Here is a 17,576-nt window from a genome sequence, read left to right as displayed (position 1 = left end):
AACGACGGAAGACCCGATGACGGCCAAACCTGCTGCGACGCTTCTCGACACGATTGAAGGCCAGCGCCTGAGGGGCGAAAACGCCGCCGACTGGCGCGAATGGGGCCCCTACCTGAGTGAACGGCAGTGGGGCACGGTCCGCGAGGACTACAGCGCCGACGGCGACGCCTGGGCCTATTTCCCCCACGACCATGCCCGCAGTCGCGCCTATCGCTGGGGCGAAGATGGCCTCGCGGGATTCTCCGACAAATCCCAGCACTGGTGCCTCGGGCTGGCGCTCTGGAACGAGCGCGACCCGATTCTCAAGGAGCGCCTGTTCGGCCTGAACAACGCCGAAGGCAACCACGGCGAAGACGTCAAGGAACTGTACTTCTACCTCGACGGCGTACCCAGCCATGCCTACATGCGCATGCTCTACAAATACCCGCAGGCGGCCTTTCCCTATGACGACCTGGTCAGGGAAAACGCCCGCCGGGGCCTCGACGATGCCGAATACGAGCTGCTCGATACCGGAGTCTTCGAGGACAACCGCTATTTCGATATCACGGTGGAGTACGCCAAGCACGGCACGAACGATATCGTCATGCGCGTCAGCGTGCAGAACCGCTTTCACCAGCCCGCGCGCCTGCGCGTGCTGCCGCAGCTTTGGGCGCGCAATGACTGGAGCTGGAGTCTCCATGCCCGACGGCCGAGCCTGACCCTGCTGGATGACCAGGTCAGCGCCCAGCACGCCGGCTGCGATCCCATGCAGGCCAGTGCCTGGGGCGACGCGCCTTTCGAATGGCTGTTCTGCGAGAACGAAACCAACACCCGTCGCCTGAACGGCTCGCAGGCCGCCGGGCCCTTCAAGGATGGCATCAACGATCATGTGGTCAACGGTGCCCAAAGCATTCGCCGTGACAGCGGAACGCGGGTGGCGGCGCACTTCTCCCTGGAGCTGCAAGGGGGCGAAACCCGCACGGTCTACCTGCGCTTCGCCCCGCCCGCGGCGGAAAAAATCAATGTCCGCCGCCTGTTCGAGCAGCGCCGCGAGGAAACGGATGACTTCTATGCCGCCCTGCAGCACGGCCTGGCCGATGCCGATGCACGCAATGTCCAGCGCCAGGCCCTGGCCGGCCTGCTGTGGTCCAAGCAACTGTATTACTTCGACGTCAACCAGTGGCTCGACGGCGACCCGGCCCAGCCGCGACCACCGGCCGGGCGCCCGCACATTCGCAACAGCCATTGGCGGCACCTGTCGAACTTCGACATCGTGTCCATGCCGGACAAATGGGAATACCCCTGGTACGCCTCCTGGGACCTGGGCTTCCAGGCGGTGGCCTTCGCCCTGATCGATCCGGGCTTCGCCAAGCACCAGCTGCTGCTCCTGGTCAAGGATCGCTTCATGCACCCCAACGGCCAGTTGCCCGCCTACGAATGGCGCTTCGACGACGCCAATCCGCCGGTGCATGCCTGGGCGTCATGGCGGGTCTACCAGCGGGAAAAGCAGCTGACCGGCAGCGGCGACATGGACTTCCTCGAACGGATCTTCCACAAGCTGCTGCTGAACTTCTCCTGGTGGGTCAACCGCAAGGACGCCGAGGGCCGCAACCTGTTCCAGGGCGGTTTCCTCGGGCTGGACAATATCGCCCTGTTCAACCGCTCCGACGATATCCCGCCGGGCTATACCCTCGACCAGGCCGACGGTACGGCCTGGGTCGCCGCCTATGCCCTGGACATGATGCGCATCGCCCTGGAACTGGCCAGGCGCAACCCGGTGTACGTGGATATCGGGGTGAAATTCTTCGAGCACTTTCTCTATATCACCGGGGCGATCAACCGGGTCGACGACGGCGCCGAGGGACTGTGGGACAGCCAGGACGAATTCTTCTACGACGTGCTGCAACACCCCGACGGCCACAGCGAACCGGTGCGCCTGCGCTCCATCGTCGGGCTGATGCCCCTGTTCGCCGTGCTGGTGCTGGAGCAGCGTGAACATCAGGACCTGCCCGGCCTGCGCGAACGGCTGCTGGGTTTCATGCACCACCGGCCGGACCTGGCGGCGCTGGTCTCGCGCTGGAACGAACCCGGTGACGGCAATCGCCTGCTACTGGCCTTGCTGCGCGGCGAACGCACCAAGAACCTGCTCAAGCGCATGCTCGATGAGGCCGAGTTTCTCTCCGACTTCGGCATCCGCTCGCTGTCCCGGGCGTTTGCCGAACAACCACTGGCGATGCAACTCGACGGCAAGGCCCTCTGCGCCCGCTACCAGCCGGCGGAATCCGACTCGCGCCTGTACGGCGGCAACTCCAACTGGCGCGGGCCGTTGTGGATGCCGATCAACTACCTGCTGATCGAATCGCTGCGCGAGTTCCATCGCTACTACGACGATCATTTTTCAGTGGAATATCCCAGCGGTTCCGGCTATTTATCGTCGCTGGACGAAGTCGCCGACGGCCTCGGCCGACGCCTGACCTCGCTGTTCCTGCGTGGCGAAGACGGCCAGCGCCCGGCGATGGCGGCCTACCCGCAGTTGCAGGCCGATCCGGCTAGCCGCGATCTGCTGCTGTTCCATGAATATTTCCATGGCGACACCGGGCGTGGCCTGGGCGCCTCTCATCAGACCGGCTGGAGCGCGCTGGTGGCCTTGCTGCTGCAACCGCGCGACTGAGCCTGTTCACCTGGAGTCTTGCCGAATGCTTTCACACGTTTACCTGGGCATTACCGATTTCGACCGGGCCTTCGGTTTCTATCAACCCTTGATGGAGACACTGGGCCTCAAGCTGCGCTTCAGCGATGCAGACAAGCCCTGGGCAGGCTGGGTCAGGCCAGACGCGCCACGCCCGTTGCTGATTATCGGCACGCCCTTCGATGGCGAAGCGGCCAGTCCCGGCAACGGCCAGATGCTTGGCCTGCTGGCGCCCAGTCGCGAATCGGTGGACCGCTGCCATCAACTGGCCCTGGAACATGGCGGCAGTTGTGAAGGCGCGCCCGGCTTGCGCCCGCACTATCACGCCAACTACTACGGTGCCTACTTTCGCGACCCCGACGGCAACAAGCTGTGCGTCTGCTGCCACGATCCGCTGCCGGGCACCGCGGATTAACCTCGGGCTTGCCAGTCCCGCAGCCATTGCAGTCCGGCCGAGGTATTGCCACGCGGCCGGTACTCGCAGCCGATCCAGCCGCTGTAGCCCAGGCGGTCGAGCAGTTCGAACAGCCACGGGTAGTTCACCTCGCCCTGGTCCGGCTCATGGCGATCCGGTACCCCGGCGATCTGGATATGGCCGATATGGGCCAGGTCGCGGCGCAAGGTGGTCGCCAGGTCGCCTTCGACGATCTGGCAGTGGTAGCAATCGAACTGGACCTGCAGGTTGGCTGCACCGATGGCCTCGCGGACAGCATGGGCCTGGTCCTGGCGGTTGAGGAAAAAACCCGGCATATCGCGAGTGTTGATCGGCTCCAGCAGCACGGTGACGCCAACCTTGGCCGCCTCTGCCGCGGCATGGGCAAGATTCTCCAGATAGGTCGCGTGATGCCGCTCGCGGCTCGCTCCGGCAGGCAGCAGCCCGGCCATCACATGGAGATGGTGGTTACCCAGAATGGCGGCGTATTCCAGGGCCCGGGAAAAACCTTCGCGGAATTCCTGTTCGCGCCCCGGCAAGGACGCGGTGCCGCGTTCGCCGGCCGCCCAATCGCCAGGTGGGGTATTGAAGAGGACCTGGACCAGGCCGTTGTCGTCGAGACGCTGCTTGAGCACCTGCGGGCTGTGGTCGTAGGGAAACAGATACTCCACCGCCTCGAAGCCGTCAGCCGCGGCGGCGGAAAAGCGCTCGAGGAAATCGTGCTCCGGGTAGAGCATGCTCAGGTTGGCGGCGAAACGGGGCATGGGCAGGTCTCGATCTTGGCTGGGGAGGCGCCAGGAATACACAAAGCCGGCGGATCGGGCAACTGTCAGCGGGTGTATCTGGAAAGGTCGCGAGGGTACTGATGGATAGGTATCGAATAACTCCGGCATACTTTGAAAAAACCAACTCGAAGTTCAATATTCAACTCACTTCAGCGTTCATTCAGTTTAATACAACAAAACAGCACATTTGAGGTTGACTTAATCTACCTCGCTGAGTAAATTCCCCCTGCCTGCTGCTCAGGCCTTTTTTCAACTCATAAAAGAACCCAATGGACACAGTATCTAGACGCTGTCCGGTTACCGCGAACGCGGCTCACCGGGCGCTTAACCCAAAAAATGACGGGACTCGACGCACAGTCGGGTGAGCTGCGCCAGGGCCTAGTGCTCCCACGTAACTCGCCTCTGCCGGCGCCAGTCCGGTCGCGAGGTGTGTTATGACTTTCAAATCCTCTGTAATGCCAGGCGTTCGCGCCTTTGCCTCCAGCATGCGCGTCAAGCTGTCCCGCGAGCCCACCCGCGCGCCGCGGGCCAGCGCCCTGTTCGCCATCCCTTCCTCCAGTGCCCAGGCTGCGCCGCGCGCGGCCATCGGCTGGCGCATCTGCCCGGCCACTGGCCAGCTGCAACAGCGCTGGAGCTTCGACGACAGCCAGGACCCTCAGAGTATGGGGCTCGCGCAGCTGCTACAGCGCGCCGGCCAGACCCTGAACCTGTATGTCGAGGCCCGTGCCGCCTGATTGACCGGCACTGACATGGACAACTTCCGAACTTGCACTTCGAAACTTTGAAGTGCACGGAACTTCTATTGCCCGGCAATTAATACATATAGAGAAAGTTGTTATGGACGAAGCCAGTAGTCGGTTCGCTGCCTGTTGTTTTTCCGTGGGCGGGCAGCGAACGTTAAATATCCGGACAGAACTCAATTCGAATCGATCGCACCCTCGCGACTCGGCAGGTATTCGCTCGCCCATGATCCGGTGAGCCGTCCCCATGCCTGGTCGCGGACAAGTGACAGGGGCATAACCATGAACAGCGTAAAAACTCCACCACGGCGCGGCCAGAACAACAGCAGGGACGATGCCCGGCTGTCGATGCGCGCCGCCCGCGAATCCCAGCATGGCCTGGCCACCACCCTGAGCAACGTCAAGGCCACCCGCGACGGTCTCACCGAACTGGACGCCTCGGGCCGCCTGCAACGCGAAGGCTACAACGAGGTCGCCCACGACAAGCCGCCCCACGCGGTGGTGCAGTTCCTCCAGGCCCTGAACAATCCCTTTATCTACGTCCTGCTGATCCTCGCCGGGATCAGCTTCTTCACCGACTTCTGGCTGGCCGAACGCGCCGGCGAAGAAGGCGACCTGACCAAGGTCATCATCATCATGACCATGGTCACCCTCAGCAGCACCCTGCGCTTCTGGCAGGAACACCGGTCGGCCAAGTCCGCCGAAGCCCTCAAGGCCATGGTCCGCACCACCGCCAGCGTGCTGCGCCGTGACCAGATGGGCAGCAAGCCGGTATTGCGCGAAGTGCCGATGCGCGAACTGGTGGCCGGCGATATCGTCCACCTGTCGGCCGGCGACATGATCCCGGCGGATATCCGCCTGATCGAATCCCGTGACCTGTTCATCAGCCAGGCGGTGCTCACCGGCGAAGCCTTGCCCGTGGAAAAGTACGACACCCTCGGCGATGTCGCACAGAAGTCCGTCGGCGCCAATCCCACCGACCAGAGCAACCTGCTGGACCTGCAGAATATCTGCTTCATGGGCACCAACGTGGTCAGCGGCACAGCCAAGGCCGTGGTGGTCGCCACCGGTCCGCGCACCTACTTCGGTTCGCTGGCCAAGGCCATCGTCGGTTCGCGGGTGCAGACCGCCTTTGACCGCGGCGTGAACAGTGTCAGCTGGCTGCTGATCCGCTTCATGCTGGTGATGGTGCCGATCGTGTTCCTGCTCAACGGCTTTTCCAAGGGCGACTGGGGCGATGCTCTGCTCTTTGCTCTGGCTGTGGCTGTCGGCCTGACCCCGGAAATGCTGCCGATGATCGTCAGCGCCAACCTCGCCAAGGGCGCCATGGCCATGGCCCGGCGCAAGGTGGTGGTCAAGCGTCTGAACGCGATCCAGAACTTCGGCTCGATGGATGTGCTGTGCACCGACAAGACCGGCACCCTGACCCAGGACAAGATCATCCTGGAGCACCATGTCGGCACCGACGGGCAACGCAACGACGCGGTCCTCGGCCTGGCCTGGCTGAACAGCCATCACCAGAGCGGCATGAAGAACCTGATGGACCAGGCGGTGCTGCGTTTCTCCGAACAGGATCCGAAGTTCCAGGTGCCGTTCGCCTACAGCAAGGTCGATGAGCTGCCGTTCGATTTCGTCCGCCGGCGCCTGTCGATCATCGTCAAGGACAGCCGTGGCGATCACCTGCTGATCTGCAAGGGCGCGGTCGAGGAAATGCTCGCCATCTCCAGCCATATGATGGCAGGCGACGACGTGGTGCCCCTCGACGAGCAGCGCCGCAAGGACCTGCTGGCCCTGGCCAACGACTACAACAAGGACGGTTTCCGCGTCCTGCTGGTCGCCACCCGCGATATCCTCAAGCCCCAGAGCAAGGACCAGTACAAGACTGCGGATGAACGCGAACTGGTGATCCGCGGCTTCCTGACCTTCCTCGATCCGCCGAAGGAAACCGCCGGCCCGGCGATTGCCGCCCTGCGCGAGATCGGTGTCGCCGTCAAGGTCCTGACCGGCGACAACGCGGTCGTCACCTGCAAGATCTGCCGCGAGGTCGGACTGGAGCCGGGCCTGCCGTTGCTGGGCCAGGACATCGAGCACATGGACGACGAGATCCTGAAACTGCGGGTCGAGGAACGCACCGTGTTCGCCAAGCTGACTCCGTTGCAGAAGTCGCGGGTGCTCAAGGCCCTGCAATCCAACGGCCACACCGTCGGCTTCCTCGGCGACGGCATCAACGACGCCCCGGCCCTGCGCGATGCCGACGTCGGTATCTCGGTGGACAGCGGCACCGATATCGCCAAGGAATCGGCCGACATCATCCTCCTGGAAAAGAGCCTGATGGTGCTGGAAGAAGGCGTGCTCAAGGGCCGCGAAACCTTCGGCAATATCATGAAGTACCTGAACATGACCGCCAGCTCCAACTTCGGCAACGTGTTCTCGGTGCTGGTGGCCAGTGCCTTCATCCCGTTCCTGCCGATGCTGTCGATCCACCTGCTGCTGCAGAACCTGATCTACGACATCTCCCAACTGGCCCTGCCCTGGGACAAGATGGACAAGGAGTTCCTGCGCAAGCCGCGCAAGTGGGATGCGAAGAATATCGGCCGCTTCATGCTGTGGATCGGGCCGACCTCGTCGATCTTCGACATCACCACCTTTGCCCTGATGTGGTACGTGTTCGCCGCCAACAGCGTGGAAATGCAGGCACTGTTCCAGTCCGGCTGGTTTATCGAGGGTCTGCTCTCGCAGACGCTGGTGGTGCACATGCTGCGGACCCAGAAGATCCCGTTCTTCCAGAGCACCGCGGCACTGCCGATCATCGTCATGACCTGCCTGGCGGTGGCCATCGGTATCTACCTGCCGTTCTCGCAACTGGGCACGCTGGTCGGCCTGGTGCCGTTGCCGATGGCCTACTTCCCATGGCTGGTGGGCACCCTGCTGGCGTACTGCGTGGTGGCCCAGACCATGAAGACCTTCTACATCCGCCGCTTCAAGCAGTGGTTCTGATGGAGTCCTGAAAACCTGAGCGGTGCTTGTCCGCGAGGTCATCGATGACCTCGCGGGCCTCTTCGCGGGCAAGCCCGGCTCCCACCGTCGACGCCAATCCGGAGCCCATCATGGAAACCCTCAAACAGCTGTTCGCCCACTTCGACTACAGCTACCGGGCGCTGTCGGTGCTGTGCCTGACCAAGGCGGCCAAGGTCGTCAGGCGGATCACCGTAAAGCTCTACGTGCGCGGGACGCTGACCAGTATCGAGATGCGCTACCTGCTGGAATTTTCCAGCGCCATCAGTCGCGCCTCGGTGAGGTTGTTGCGCCCACCCAGAAAGTAAAAAACCAGCACTGGGAGAATCCTCATGTCTGGAACCACTCTGTTGATCAATCTCGCCGGCGCCATCGCCTTGTTGCTGTGGGGCACCCACATGATCTCCACGGCCCTGCTGCGCGGCTTCGGCACCCAACTGCGCAATGGCCTGGGACGCAACCTGGACAAGCGCTGGAAAGCCCTGCTCTCGGGCATCGGCATCACCGCCATCCTGCAAAGCAGCACCGCTGTCAGCCTGATGGCCACCTCGTTTACCGCCGCCGGCACCCTGAGCCTGGCGCCGGCCCTGGCGGTCATGCTCGGCGCCAATATCGGCTCGACCCTGGTCGTGCAGTTGCTGAGCTTCAATACCTCGATGGCGATTCCCATCGTCCTGCTGGTCGGCTTCGTGGTATTCCGCCTGCGGGATGACTCGCGCTACGAAAGCATCGGCTGCGCGCTGATCGGCCTCGGCCTGATGCTGCTGGCCCTGAGCCTGCTGGCTGCGGTCCTCGGGCAGATGGAAAGCACCCCGGTGTTCCACGCGGTGATGCAGGGCCTGCAGGGCGATATCCTGATCGCCCTGCTGGTCGCCGCCCTGCTGACCTGGATCTGCCATTCCAGCGTCGCGGTGATCCTGTTGATCGCTTCGCTGGCCGGCACCGGCCTGATGTCGCCGGTGACCACCCTGGCCCTGGTGCTGGGCGTGAACATCGGCGGTGCGCTGCCGCCGGTGCTGAGCGCCAGCACCCAGATCGCCCGTCGCCTGCCCCTGGGCAACCTCGCCGTGCGGCTGTTCGGCGCGCTGCTGGTATTGCCGTTCGCCTCGTGGCTGGGCAGTGCCCTGGCCGCTTCAAGCGTTACGCCCGGCCATCAGGTGGTGTACCTGCACATCGCCTTCAACGGGTTGCTGGCGGTGGGTTTTATCGGCCTCGTGGAACGGATGGCCGCGGTCCTGACCCGACTGCTGCCCGCCCCCGAACAACCCGCCGATCCGGGCATGCCGCACTACCTCGATGAAGCCGGCCTGGAGGTCGCCAATATCGGTCTGTCGAACGCCGTACGCGAAGCCTTGCGCCTGGCCGACATGCTCTCGGTGATGCTCGAACGGGTGCTGAAACTGTTCGAGGCGCCCATGGAGGTCACGGCCGAGCAGATTCGCCAACTGGACCAGTCGCTGGACCTGCTGAGCGCCGCCATCCGCGCCTACCTGGCGGATATCGGCCAGGACGGCCTGAGCGACGAAGACGCCGACCGCGCCCAGGAAATCCTCATGTTCGTGATCAACCTGGAGCACGCCGGCGACATTCTCTCCAGCAGCCTGGCGCAACTGGCGGCCCGGCGGCGGCGACGTGGCGAAGCCTTCTCGAAATTCGAGCTGGGGCATATCTATCCGCTGCACGACGAGTTGCTGGAAAGCCTGAACCTGGCCATTACCGTGTTCCTGCGCGAGGACACCACCACCGCTCACCAACTGGTGGCGCGCAAGGCTTCGATCCGCCGGCTGGAGGCCAATGCCAGCCGCGAACACTTCCGCAAACTGAGTGCCGACAAAAGCGCCTGGGCCGAATCCGGGGACATTTTCCAGCGGGTGCTGCGCGACTACCGCCGCGTCCATCATCACATCGCCGCACTCGCCTATCCGGTGCTGGAGCGCGCGGGAGAACACATTCCAGGCCTGAACGAGCCGGCGGAGAATCCCGCGCCGGCACTGCTGCGTCACGACGGGATCGGCGGCGACGAGGTGCACCACGACCTGCGCCGCCCGCGCGACAAGGATGACTACCCATGCGCGTCCTGATCTGCGCCGGGCGCTACTACATGAACGCCACCCGTTGCCGCAAGGTCCTGGAGGCCTACCAGCAGGTGCGCCGGATCGAGGTATTGATCCACGGCGGCAACCAGTACCTGGGCAGCACTATCGAGGACTGGGCCCGGGAAACCGGTACCCATCTCGTGCGCTACCCCTCCAACTGGCAGCTCTATGGCAAGCAGGCCGAGCGCCGCCGCAACCAGTTCATGCTGCTCGACAGCGAGCCGGACCTGGTGCTCGCCTTTCCCGGCGGCAACGACACCGAAGAGCTGGTGGCACAAGCCCGGGCCATCGGCATTGAAACCCTGCCCATCGACGATTGAAGGAGCCTCCCATGCAAAAGCACAACGCTCGCCGCGGCACGCCGAGCGGGCGCCCGCCCCGCACCGGCCAATACACGTCCCTCTATCAGGCGCTGCCCCGCGCCCGGCAACGCACCCTGCGCCGCACCCTGCTGTTCGTCGGTGCGACCCTCGGCACCTTCGCGCTGCTGTCGATCTACTCCAAGGCCCAGGCCGCGGGTGGCTCCTATGTGGTCGACGACGGCGGCATCAACGCCCCTGGAGAATGCAATATCGACACCTGGTACAAGAGCGGCCGGCACCACGCATCGAGCGGGGAAACCGTGCTGTCCCAGGACTGCACGCCCAGCAGCCTGCCCGGACTGCAACTGGGTGCCGATATCAATCGCAGTCGCGACGACGGCCAGCACCAGACACTGCTCAGCCCACACCTCAAGACCGCCCTGCTCAGCCGGACCGACCTTGGCCTGGAAGCCGCGCTGTCGGCAGCGCTGCACTTCGCCACGGCCCGTCGACACGCTTTCGACGGCGTCGACCTGAACGTGCCGCTGACCTACCAGCCTATCGATCCGCTACGCCTGACCGTCAGCGGCGGCTGGACCCAGGCCTACGACGATGGCGAACAGAATCACGCCCTGACCTGGGGGACCGGTGTGGAATATGACGTAGCTCGTTCACTGACGCTGGTGGCCGAGCGTTTCGGGCAGCAGCATGGTGACCAGGGTTGGCAGGCCGGACCGCGCCTGCATCTCGGCGAGAAGCTCGATATCGACCTGGTGGTCGGGCGGCACCTGAACGGTGATCGCGACCAGTGGTTCACCACTGGCGCGACCTTGCGGTTCTGAGATCACAGGGAGGCAGGGAGGCCTCCCTGCATGCCGGCGTTACTGCCCTGGAACCTCGTCCATCAGCAGGACTTGCCGGCTCAGAACCAGGTCGGCCACTGCAGCACCCAGCGCCTTGTAGTGCTTGGTATCGCGGTGGTGTTCGATCGCGGCCATATCGGTCCAGCGCTCGACGAAAACGAAACGCTCGGCATTTTCCTGGTCGACATGCAGGACGTATTCACGGCAACCGGGTTCGGCGCGCGAGGGCACCACGACGGCCTTCAGCGCGGCTTCCAGTTCGCGGGCCTTGCCCGGCTTGGCTTGAAGAATGGCAACGACACGAATTTCATGATTCATCGGTTTTCTACCTGAAAGTGGCCTTGAACGGCGAAGGCTATCGGGACCGCGATCATGATCCCTCTGCCGTCGGTCAGCAAGGGCGAAAGGCTCTGGATCGCTACTGCGCACGGATCAGGTCGGGGCAGGCAGCCCCCCGGAACAGCGCTGCCCATCGCATGGACGGGCAGCGGCAGGCCCCGGCGAATTCAGGGTTTCAGCGGTGTTTCCCGGTCGCGCTCCGGCATCTCCTTGCCATCGTCGGGGTGCTTCCAGGTTTGCGGTGGGGGTTCATCGGGGGTGTCGTCTTCGCCGAGTTCGTCCTCCTGCGGCACGGGCACCTCGCGCCAGGGCATGGCACTGAAGGGCCACCGCGCAAACGGCTCGACCAGGGAAGCAGGCTGGGTATCCATACGCACCTCGCATCAGGATGCCCGGACCGTCCGGGCGTTGAATCTCCAGTGTAGGCAAAACGCGAACGACCTGCCGCCGGGGCGACAGCCAGGTAAATGGATTGAACGATCTGCCGGGTGCGCACGTCCACCGTTTACAGGGGCCCCTGACGGTCCCGAGGAGAATAACCATGATTACCCACTTCAAGACCGACGGGCATCTGGCCTGCGGTCGCCACGGCGACAATCTGCTGTCCAGCACCGAACTGGCCCGCGTGAAATGCCGCAGTTGCCGCAATACCGACGCCTTCAAGGCCACCCGCAAGGACCAGCGCAACGCCGCGCGCCGGGCGGCGCGCAAGGCCAAGACCCAGCACACCGCCAACGACTGGCGCGCGGCCTGGGTCCAGCGCCTGACCGCCCTGCCCGGTCGTCAGCGCCTGCCTCGCGGGTTTACCGGACAGGCTTTCGTCTAGCCCGCCCGGCAACCCCGACGACCTATTTGGCGTCCAGGGCGTGCTTGGCCGCCTGCTCGATCAGGGCGGCCACTTCCTTCGGATGCGACTCGTAGACCGCATGGCTGGCACCGGCGATTTCAATGGTGTGGCTGTTGGCGCGCTTGGCGTACATGCGCTCCAGGTCCGGGTTGATGATCCGGTCCGACTTGGCTACCGCGTACCAGCTCGGCTTGGTTTTCCAGGCAGCCGAGGTGGCGGCGGTGGTGAACACCGACGCTGAAGTCAGCGCCTGGGCATTGGCTTCGAACTCGGCCTGGGCCTTGGGCAGGTCAGCGGCGAAATCGGCCGGGTAGAACGCCGGATCGAGGTAGAGGAAACCATCCGCGGTCTTCTTCACCGCCTTGGTGGCGTTGGGATAGAGCTTGCCGTTGGCGGCCTCGGTCTCACCGATATCCAGGGCGTGGGCGGCGATATAGACCAGGCCCGCCACATGCTCATCGGTACCGGCATCGGAAATCACCGCACCGCCATAGCTGTGGCCGACCAGGATGGTCGGGCCGTCCTGCATCGCCAGAATGCGCTTGACCGCGGTCACGTCATCGCTGAAACCGGTCAGGGGATGCTGGGCGATCGATACGTGGTAACCGTCCTTGACCAGGATGTCGTAGACTGGTTTCCAACCGGCGCCGGTAACAAAAGCCCCGTGCACCAGCACGATATTGTGGATCGGCGCGGCCGGGGCGGCGCTGGCAGTGCCGGCGGCCAGGAAAGCCAGGGATGCGGCGGCAAACAGGGAACGGGCTTTGGAAAGATTCATCGGGCTCATCTCGCAAGGGGATCGGGTTTCAGGGCGCCTGAGCGACGTTCCTGCTGTGTCAGAGTGGTTTGCCCGAGTCCGACGAACGAGCGCCGGGTTTATTCCAGTGCCCCCTGAAAAATAACCCGGATTCAGCCTGCCGGGCGTGCATCGGTCCGCAGCAGAGCGCTGCAACCCTGGGTCTGTGTCCAGTCCACCGCTTTCAGATAATCGATCAGCGCCCGCAGCTTGCGGGTGCCCTGGCGGCGATCCGGATAGTACAGGGTGTAGCTGGGCAGCGTCGGGCTCCAGTCCGCCAGCAGCCGGACCAGGCGACCGTCGGCCAGGAACGGCTCGATATAGCCGTTGACCATGTAGGCGATGCCCTGGCCGTCCAGCGCCGACTGCACCAGCACGCCGGAATCATTGACGATCAGCCGGCCATTGACGGCGATCTGCAGGTTTTCGCCGTCCTTGCCGAAGGCCCAGCGCTCAACCACACCGCTGCCGGACGGGCGGAAACCGAAACATGGGTGCCCGACCAGCTCCCGCGGATGCAGGGGAATACCGTGCTGCTCCAGATAGGTCGGCGACGCCACCACATGCACCGCCAGCGGCGGACCGATCCTCACGGCCACCATGTCCTGCTCGACATGCCCGCCAAACCGGATACCGCAGTCATAACCCTGGCGCACGATATCCACCAGGGAGTTTTCCAGGCTGATCTCCAGGTCGATCTCCGGATAGGCGTCGAGAAAGCCCTTGAGGATCGGTTGCAATACTGTCAGGTAGGCCGACCGTGGCACATTCAACCGCAGCAGTCCCGAGGGCTGGCCGCTGCTGTCACCCAGTTCCTCGGCGGCCGCGCTGAGTTCCCTGACCGCCGGCATCACCCGCTCCAGGAAGCGCACGCCCGCCTCGCTCAGGGCCACGCTGCGGGTGGTGCGATTGAACAAGGCGATGCCCAGGCGCTGCTCCAGATTGCGAATGACCTGGCTGACCGCCGACGGACTGACTCCGAGGCGGGTCGCCGCCGCCGTGAAGCTGGAAAGTTCGGCCACATGGACAAAGGTCACCAGCCCATCGAGTTGATCCTGACGCATGGCACCTTCCTCATTGAATAGTCGACATCGGCGCTTATTATGAACCCTGACTTAATAGCCCTGCCAGTATTGAGTGGATTGTCTGAAGAGTGTCGATGGGGTGAACTGCAGGTCTGTTCCCTGGAGGATGCACCATGACTCAGTTCACGCAAAAAACCTGGTTTATCACGGGCGTCAGCTCGGGTTTCGGCAAGGCCCTGGCCGAAGCGTTGCTCGCCGCCGGCCATCGGGTGGTGGGCACCCTGCGCAACGAAGCGGCGCGCCTGGCCTTTGAAAACAGCCGTCCGGGCCTGTCGTTCGGGCAGTTGCTGGACGTCACCGACACGGCCGTCGTGCCGGCGGTGGTGGCGGATATCGAAGCGCGGATCGGCGCGATCGACGTACTGGTGAACAACGCCGGCTATGGCCATGAAGGGCCGGTCGAAGAGTCGCCGCTGGAAGACCTGCGCCAGCAATTCGAAGTCAATGTGTTCGGTGCGGTGGCGGTGACCAAGGCGGTGTTGCCGTTCATGCGCGAGCGCCGTCGCGGGCATATCCTCAACGTCACCTCCATGGGCGGCATCACCACCTTCCCCGGCCTGGGTTACTACCACGGCAGCAAATTCGCCCTGGAAGGTATCTCTGAAGCACTGGGCAAGGAAGTCAGGCCATTCGGCATCTTTGTCACCGCCATCGAGCCGGGGGCGTTCCGCACCGACTGGGCCGGCCGCTCGATGGTTCGCGCCGAACGCAGCATCGCCGACTACGACGCCTCCTTCGATGTCCTGCGCGAAACCCGCCGGCAACGCAGCGGCAACCAGGTCGGCGATCCGGCCAAGGCGGCGCTGGCGATGATGGCCGTGGTCGAGTCCGCCGAGCCACCGGTACACCTGCTGCTCGGGCAGGATGCGGTGCAGTTCGTCAGGGCCAAGCTCGAAGCTCATCTGGCGGAAATCAAGCAGTGGGAAGCGCTCTCGCTGAGCACCCACTTCGACTGATATCCATCCGTGACCGTTTCCACGTCCTGCGTGGGAATGCCGCCCGTGACGCTCCGCGTGACAACAGCGGACGCAGAGCGTCCGGAGAGACATTCCCACGGGGACCGTGGGAACGATCATCCATCTCCCGTGCTAGCATGGCCTCTTTACCCGAAGGGGGACACGCCATGTTTGAAGGTCAGCGCTTCGCGGCGTTTCTGTTCGATATGGACGGGACATTGCTCAACTCGATCGCCGCCGCCGAGCGCGTCTGGAGCAACTGGGCACGGCGTCACGGCCTGGATGTCGAGGCGTTCCTGCCGACCATCCATGGCGTGCGCAGCATCGACACCGTGCGCCGCCAGAACCTGCCGGGAGTCGACGCCGAGCGCGAAGCCGCCGCCATCTCCCAGGCCGAGATCGACGACGTCGAAGGCGTGGTCGCCATCGACGGCGCGCTGGCTTTTCTCAAGGCCCTGCCGCCGCACCGCTGGGCCGTGGTGACCTCGGCTCCGCGCGCCCTGGCAGAGAGCCGCATGGCCGCCGCCGGCATCGCCCTGCCCGACCTGGTGATCAGCGCCGAAGACGTGAGCCGTGGTAAACCGGCACCGGACGGCTACCTGCTGGCCGCGCAACGCCTGGGCGTGGCCCCCGCGCAATGTCTGATTTTCGAAGATGCGCCGGCCGGCATCGGCGCCGCGGAAGCGGCCGGGATCCCGGTGGTGGTCATCAGTGCGACCCACGGTCACCCGTTGCAAACCCCGCACCCGACGCTGGAGGATTATCGCCGGGTGACGATCGACAGCAACGACCAGGGCCTGGCTCTGCTCCAGGCCTGATCAGCCGCCTGCCTCAGGAAGCGTATTGCACGCCCAGCGACGCCAGGGCCTTCCAGTAGTCCGGGTAGGTCTTGGCGACGCAGTCCGGATCCTGGATACGGATACCGGCGACCTTCAGGCCCGCCAGGGCAAAGCACATGGCAATGCGGTGGTCGGAGTGGGTATCGATCAACGCGTTGCAGGTCGTGCCCGCCAGCGCCGGATCGGCAGCCACCAGCAAATCGTCGCCCTCCACCGCCGCCAGCCCGGAACGGATTTCGTTCAGGCCGTCGAACAACGCCTGGACCCGATCGCACTCCTTGACCCGCAAGTTCGCCAGCTCGACAAAACGTACTGGCGTGCGGTTGAACGCCGCCAGCACCGCCAGGGTCGGAATCGCGTCCTGCATCTGCGAGCCGTTGATCACTGCCGGCATGTTCGGAAACTGCTGGATCACTTCCAGGGCCTTGGCATCCGGCTGGGTGAAATCCTCGCCCGCCACGCCCAGGTCGATCCGTCCCGCGGTCAGCGCCTCGGCCGCCCACAGGTAGGTCGCCGCCGATGCATCCGGCTCGACCTGATAATCACAGGCGGTGTAGCCAGTGGCCGAGACACGCCACAGGGTCTCGTCGAGGACTTCCACCTGGGCCCCGAAGGCCCGCATGCAGGCGATGGTCAGGTCGACATAACCGCGGGCGCCGATATCCTTGCCGGTCAGCGCGACTTCCACGGGCTCCTGGCCACAAGCCGCCAGCATCAGCAATGCCGACACGTACTGGCTCGACAGGCCACCGTCGATCTCGAACCGGCGCGCCTGGACCCGGCCGGTGCCACGCACGGTCACCGGTGGGCAACCGGTGGCGCTCTCGACATCCAGGCCACCGCGACGCAGGGCGTCGAGCAGCGGGCCGATCGGGCGTTTCTGCATGTAGTGGTCGCCGTCCAGCACCACGGTGCCATTGACGGTACCCACCGCGGCGGTCAGGAAACGCACCGCGGTCCCGGCATTGCCGAGGAACAGGGGCTGCTCGGGGACCTGCAACTGGCCGCTGCCGGTGACCACGAATGTCGTGTCGTCCGGCTCGCTGATGGTCACGCCCATTTGCCGCAGGGCATTGGACATGTGTCGCGTGTCATCGCTTTTCAGCGCGCCGGACAGACGGCTGGTGCCCTTGGCCAGGGCCGCGAGCAGCAGAGCCCGGTTGGTGATCGACTTGGAGCCGGGCGGCGTCACCTTTCCGTTCAGGGATGCATTCGGCGGGATCACGGTGACGGTTTGCTGCACAGCCATTTAATCAACTCTCCAGGCTCGAAAGATAAGCGCACAGGTTCGTGCGCCTCGACAGTCCGCCATGATGCCATTAATGCGCCCCGTGGATCATCCGTTTCCGTCATCTGGCGCGACCCCGTGCATGCGCGGCACGAGTGACGGCGACCCTGGCAATGCGCTGGCTACAGGCCGATTCGTTCAAGCAGGCCTTGCGCTTCCCTGATAAGGGGAGACAATGGATGGGCCCCACTCCTCGATATCGAACCTGCCATGACCAACCACCTCCCGCGACGCCTCCTGCCCTTGCTCCTGCTGACCGTCGTTGTTTCGATGATCGCCGGCTGCTCCGGCAAGCGCCCGCAAACCCCGGTCAACGGGGACCCATGCTACGCCAAGGCCGTGCCAACGGTCGGGGTCGGCGGACTCGCCTGGGGGTCGAGCATCGGCTCGGCCAGCGTAAAATCCCTGAGCAACTGTCGGCGCTACGCGGCGGAATCAGGCGGCACGCCAGCGACCTGCAAAGTGACAGTGGCCAGTTGCCGATAAGCAAGCCGCAAGCGTTCTACAAGCATTGTCGCCGCCGG

General features: G+C 64.3%; 18 protein-coding genes. 12 read left to right on the top strand and 6 right to left on the bottom strand.

Features of this window, described 5'->3' with window-relative positions:
• Positions 1–16: 16 nt before the first annotated feature.
• Both HX881_RS28360 and HX881_RS28355 read left to right on the top strand, forming a co-directional pair.
• Positions 17–2,650 (top strand): MGH1-like glycoside hydrolase domain-containing protein, encoded by a 2,634-nt coding sequence (locus HX881_RS28360; protein ID WP_177087818.1) that lies wholly within the window; start codon positions 17–19, stop codon positions 2,648–2,650.
• 25 nt (positions 2,651–2,675) lie between these two features.
• Entirely contained in the window at positions 2,676–3,083 is a 408-nt protein-coding gene (locus HX881_RS28355) for a VOC family protein (protein ID WP_177087816.1), read from the top strand.
• On the opposite strand, the gene otnI is transcribed toward HX881_RS28355, so the two are convergent.
• Positions 3,080–3,865 (bottom strand): 2-oxo-tetronate isomerase, encoded by a 786-nt coding sequence (otnI, locus tag HX881_RS28350; RefSeq protein ID WP_177087814.1) that lies wholly within the window; start codon positions 3,863–3,865, stop codon positions 3,080–3,082. The genes HX881_RS28355 and otnI overlap by 4 nt on opposite strands.
• 455 nt (positions 3,866–4,320) lie before the next feature.
• On the opposite strand from otnI, the gene HX881_RS28345 reads away from it, so the two are divergent.
• From HX881_RS28345 to HX881_RS28320, 6 genes are all read left to right on the top strand, one after another.
• A complete protein-coding gene (locus tag HX881_RS28345; protein ID WP_042934961.1) occupies positions 4,321–4,620 on the top strand; it encodes a hypothetical protein in 300 nt (99 codons plus the stop codon).
• A gap of 288 nt (positions 4,621–4,908) precedes the next feature.
• The gene (gene mgtA / locus HX881_RS28340; protein WP_177087812.1) at positions 4,909–7,623 is read left to right on the top strand and encodes a magnesium-translocating P-type ATPase; all 2,715 of its coding nucleotides are present in this window, start codon (positions 4,909–4,911) and stop codon (positions 7,621–7,623) included.
• A gap of 110 nt (positions 7,624–7,733) precedes the next feature.
• Positions 7,734–7,949, top strand: a complete 216-nt coding sequence (locus tag HX881_RS28335) for a hypothetical protein (RefSeq protein WP_017125175.1) — start codon at positions 7,734–7,736, stop codon at positions 7,947–7,949.
• 24 nt (positions 7,950–7,973) lie between these two features.
• Positions 7,974–9,722 carry a Na/Pi cotransporter family protein gene (locus HX881_RS28330; protein WP_177087811.1) on the top strand — a complete coding sequence of 583 codons (1,749 nt, stop codon included), beginning with the start codon at positions 7,974–7,976 and terminating at the stop codon, positions 9,720–9,722.
• A complete protein-coding gene (locus HX881_RS28325) occupies positions 9,710–10,057 on the top strand; it encodes a DUF2493 domain-containing protein (RefSeq protein ID WP_017125173.1) in 348 nt (115 codons plus the stop codon). The genes HX881_RS28330 and HX881_RS28325 overlap by 13 nt, the downstream gene beginning before the upstream one ends.
• 11 nt (positions 10,058–10,068) lie before the next feature.
• Complete coding sequence (locus HX881_RS28320; RefSeq protein WP_177087809.1) at positions 10,069–10,881, top strand: hypothetical protein; 813 nt, start codon at positions 10,069–10,071, stop codon at positions 10,879–10,881.
• A 39-nt stretch (positions 10,882–10,920) separates the two neighbouring features.
• Here the strand turns inward: HX881_RS28320 and HX881_RS28315 are convergent, their stop codons facing one another.
• Positions 10,921–11,220 (bottom strand): putative quinol monooxygenase, encoded by a 300-nt coding sequence (locus tag HX881_RS28315; RefSeq protein WP_177087807.1) that lies wholly within the window; start codon positions 11,218–11,220, stop codon positions 10,921–10,923.
• 188 nt (positions 11,221–11,408) lie between these two features.
• A complete protein-coding gene (locus HX881_RS28310) occupies positions 11,409–11,612 on the bottom strand; it encodes a hypothetical protein (protein WP_017125170.1) in 204 nt (67 codons plus the stop codon).
• Positions 11,613–11,782: 170 nt separating this feature from the next.
• Between HX881_RS28310 and HX881_RS28305 the strand changes: the two genes are divergently transcribed.
• Positions 11,783–12,067 carry a hypothetical protein gene (locus HX881_RS28305; RefSeq protein WP_017125169.1) on the top strand — a complete coding sequence of 95 codons (285 nt, stop codon included), beginning with the start codon at positions 11,783–11,785 and terminating at the stop codon, positions 12,065–12,067.
• 22 nt (positions 12,068–12,089) lie between these two features.
• Here HX881_RS28305 and HX881_RS28300 read toward each other — a convergent pair whose 3' ends face one another.
• Complete coding sequence (locus HX881_RS28300; protein ID WP_177087805.1) at positions 12,090–12,866, bottom strand: alpha/beta hydrolase; 777 nt, start codon at positions 12,864–12,866, stop codon at positions 12,090–12,092.
• Positions 12,867–12,997: 131 nt separating this feature from the next.
• Positions 12,998–13,948, bottom strand: coding sequence for a LysR family transcriptional regulator (locus HX881_RS28295; RefSeq protein WP_017125167.1), 951 nt, complete (start codon positions 13,946–13,948; stop codon positions 12,998–13,000).
• Positions 13,949–14,082: 134 nt separating this feature from the next.
• Between HX881_RS28295 and HX881_RS28290 the strand changes: the two genes are divergently transcribed.
• Together HX881_RS28290 and HX881_RS28285 are read left to right on the top strand one after the other, a co-directional pair.
• A complete protein-coding gene (locus tag HX881_RS28290) occupies positions 14,083–14,925 on the top strand; it encodes an oxidoreductase (RefSeq protein ID WP_177087803.1) in 843 nt (280 codons plus the stop codon).
• A 167-nt stretch (positions 14,926–15,092) separates the two neighbouring features.
• Complete coding sequence (locus HX881_RS28285) at positions 15,093–15,743, top strand: HAD-IA family hydrolase (RefSeq protein WP_017125165.1); 651 nt, start codon at positions 15,093–15,095, stop codon at positions 15,741–15,743.
• Between the two features lie 13 nt (positions 15,744–15,756).
• Here the strand turns inward: HX881_RS28285 and HX881_RS28280 are convergent, their stop codons facing one another.
• Complete coding sequence (locus tag HX881_RS28280; RefSeq protein ID WP_017125164.1) at positions 15,757–17,013, bottom strand: 3-phosphoshikimate 1-carboxyvinyltransferase; 1,257 nt, start codon at positions 17,011–17,013, stop codon at positions 15,757–15,759.
• Positions 17,014–17,262: 249 nt separating this feature from the next.
• On the opposite strand from HX881_RS28280, the gene HX881_RS28275 reads away from it, so the two are divergent.
• Complete coding sequence (locus HX881_RS28275; RefSeq protein ID WP_177087802.1) at positions 17,263–17,538, top strand: hypothetical protein; 276 nt, start codon at positions 17,263–17,265, stop codon at positions 17,536–17,538.
• Positions 17,539–17,576: the final 38 nt, after the last annotated feature.

Origin of the sequence: Pseudomonas gingeri (assembly GCF_013386115.1) — a bacterium.
GTDB classification, from domain to species: Bacteria; Pseudomonadota; Gammaproteobacteria; order Pseudomonadales; family Pseudomonadaceae; genus Aquipseudomonas; species Aquipseudomonas gingeri.
This window is presented reverse-complemented; position numbering and strand designations above follow the sequence as displayed.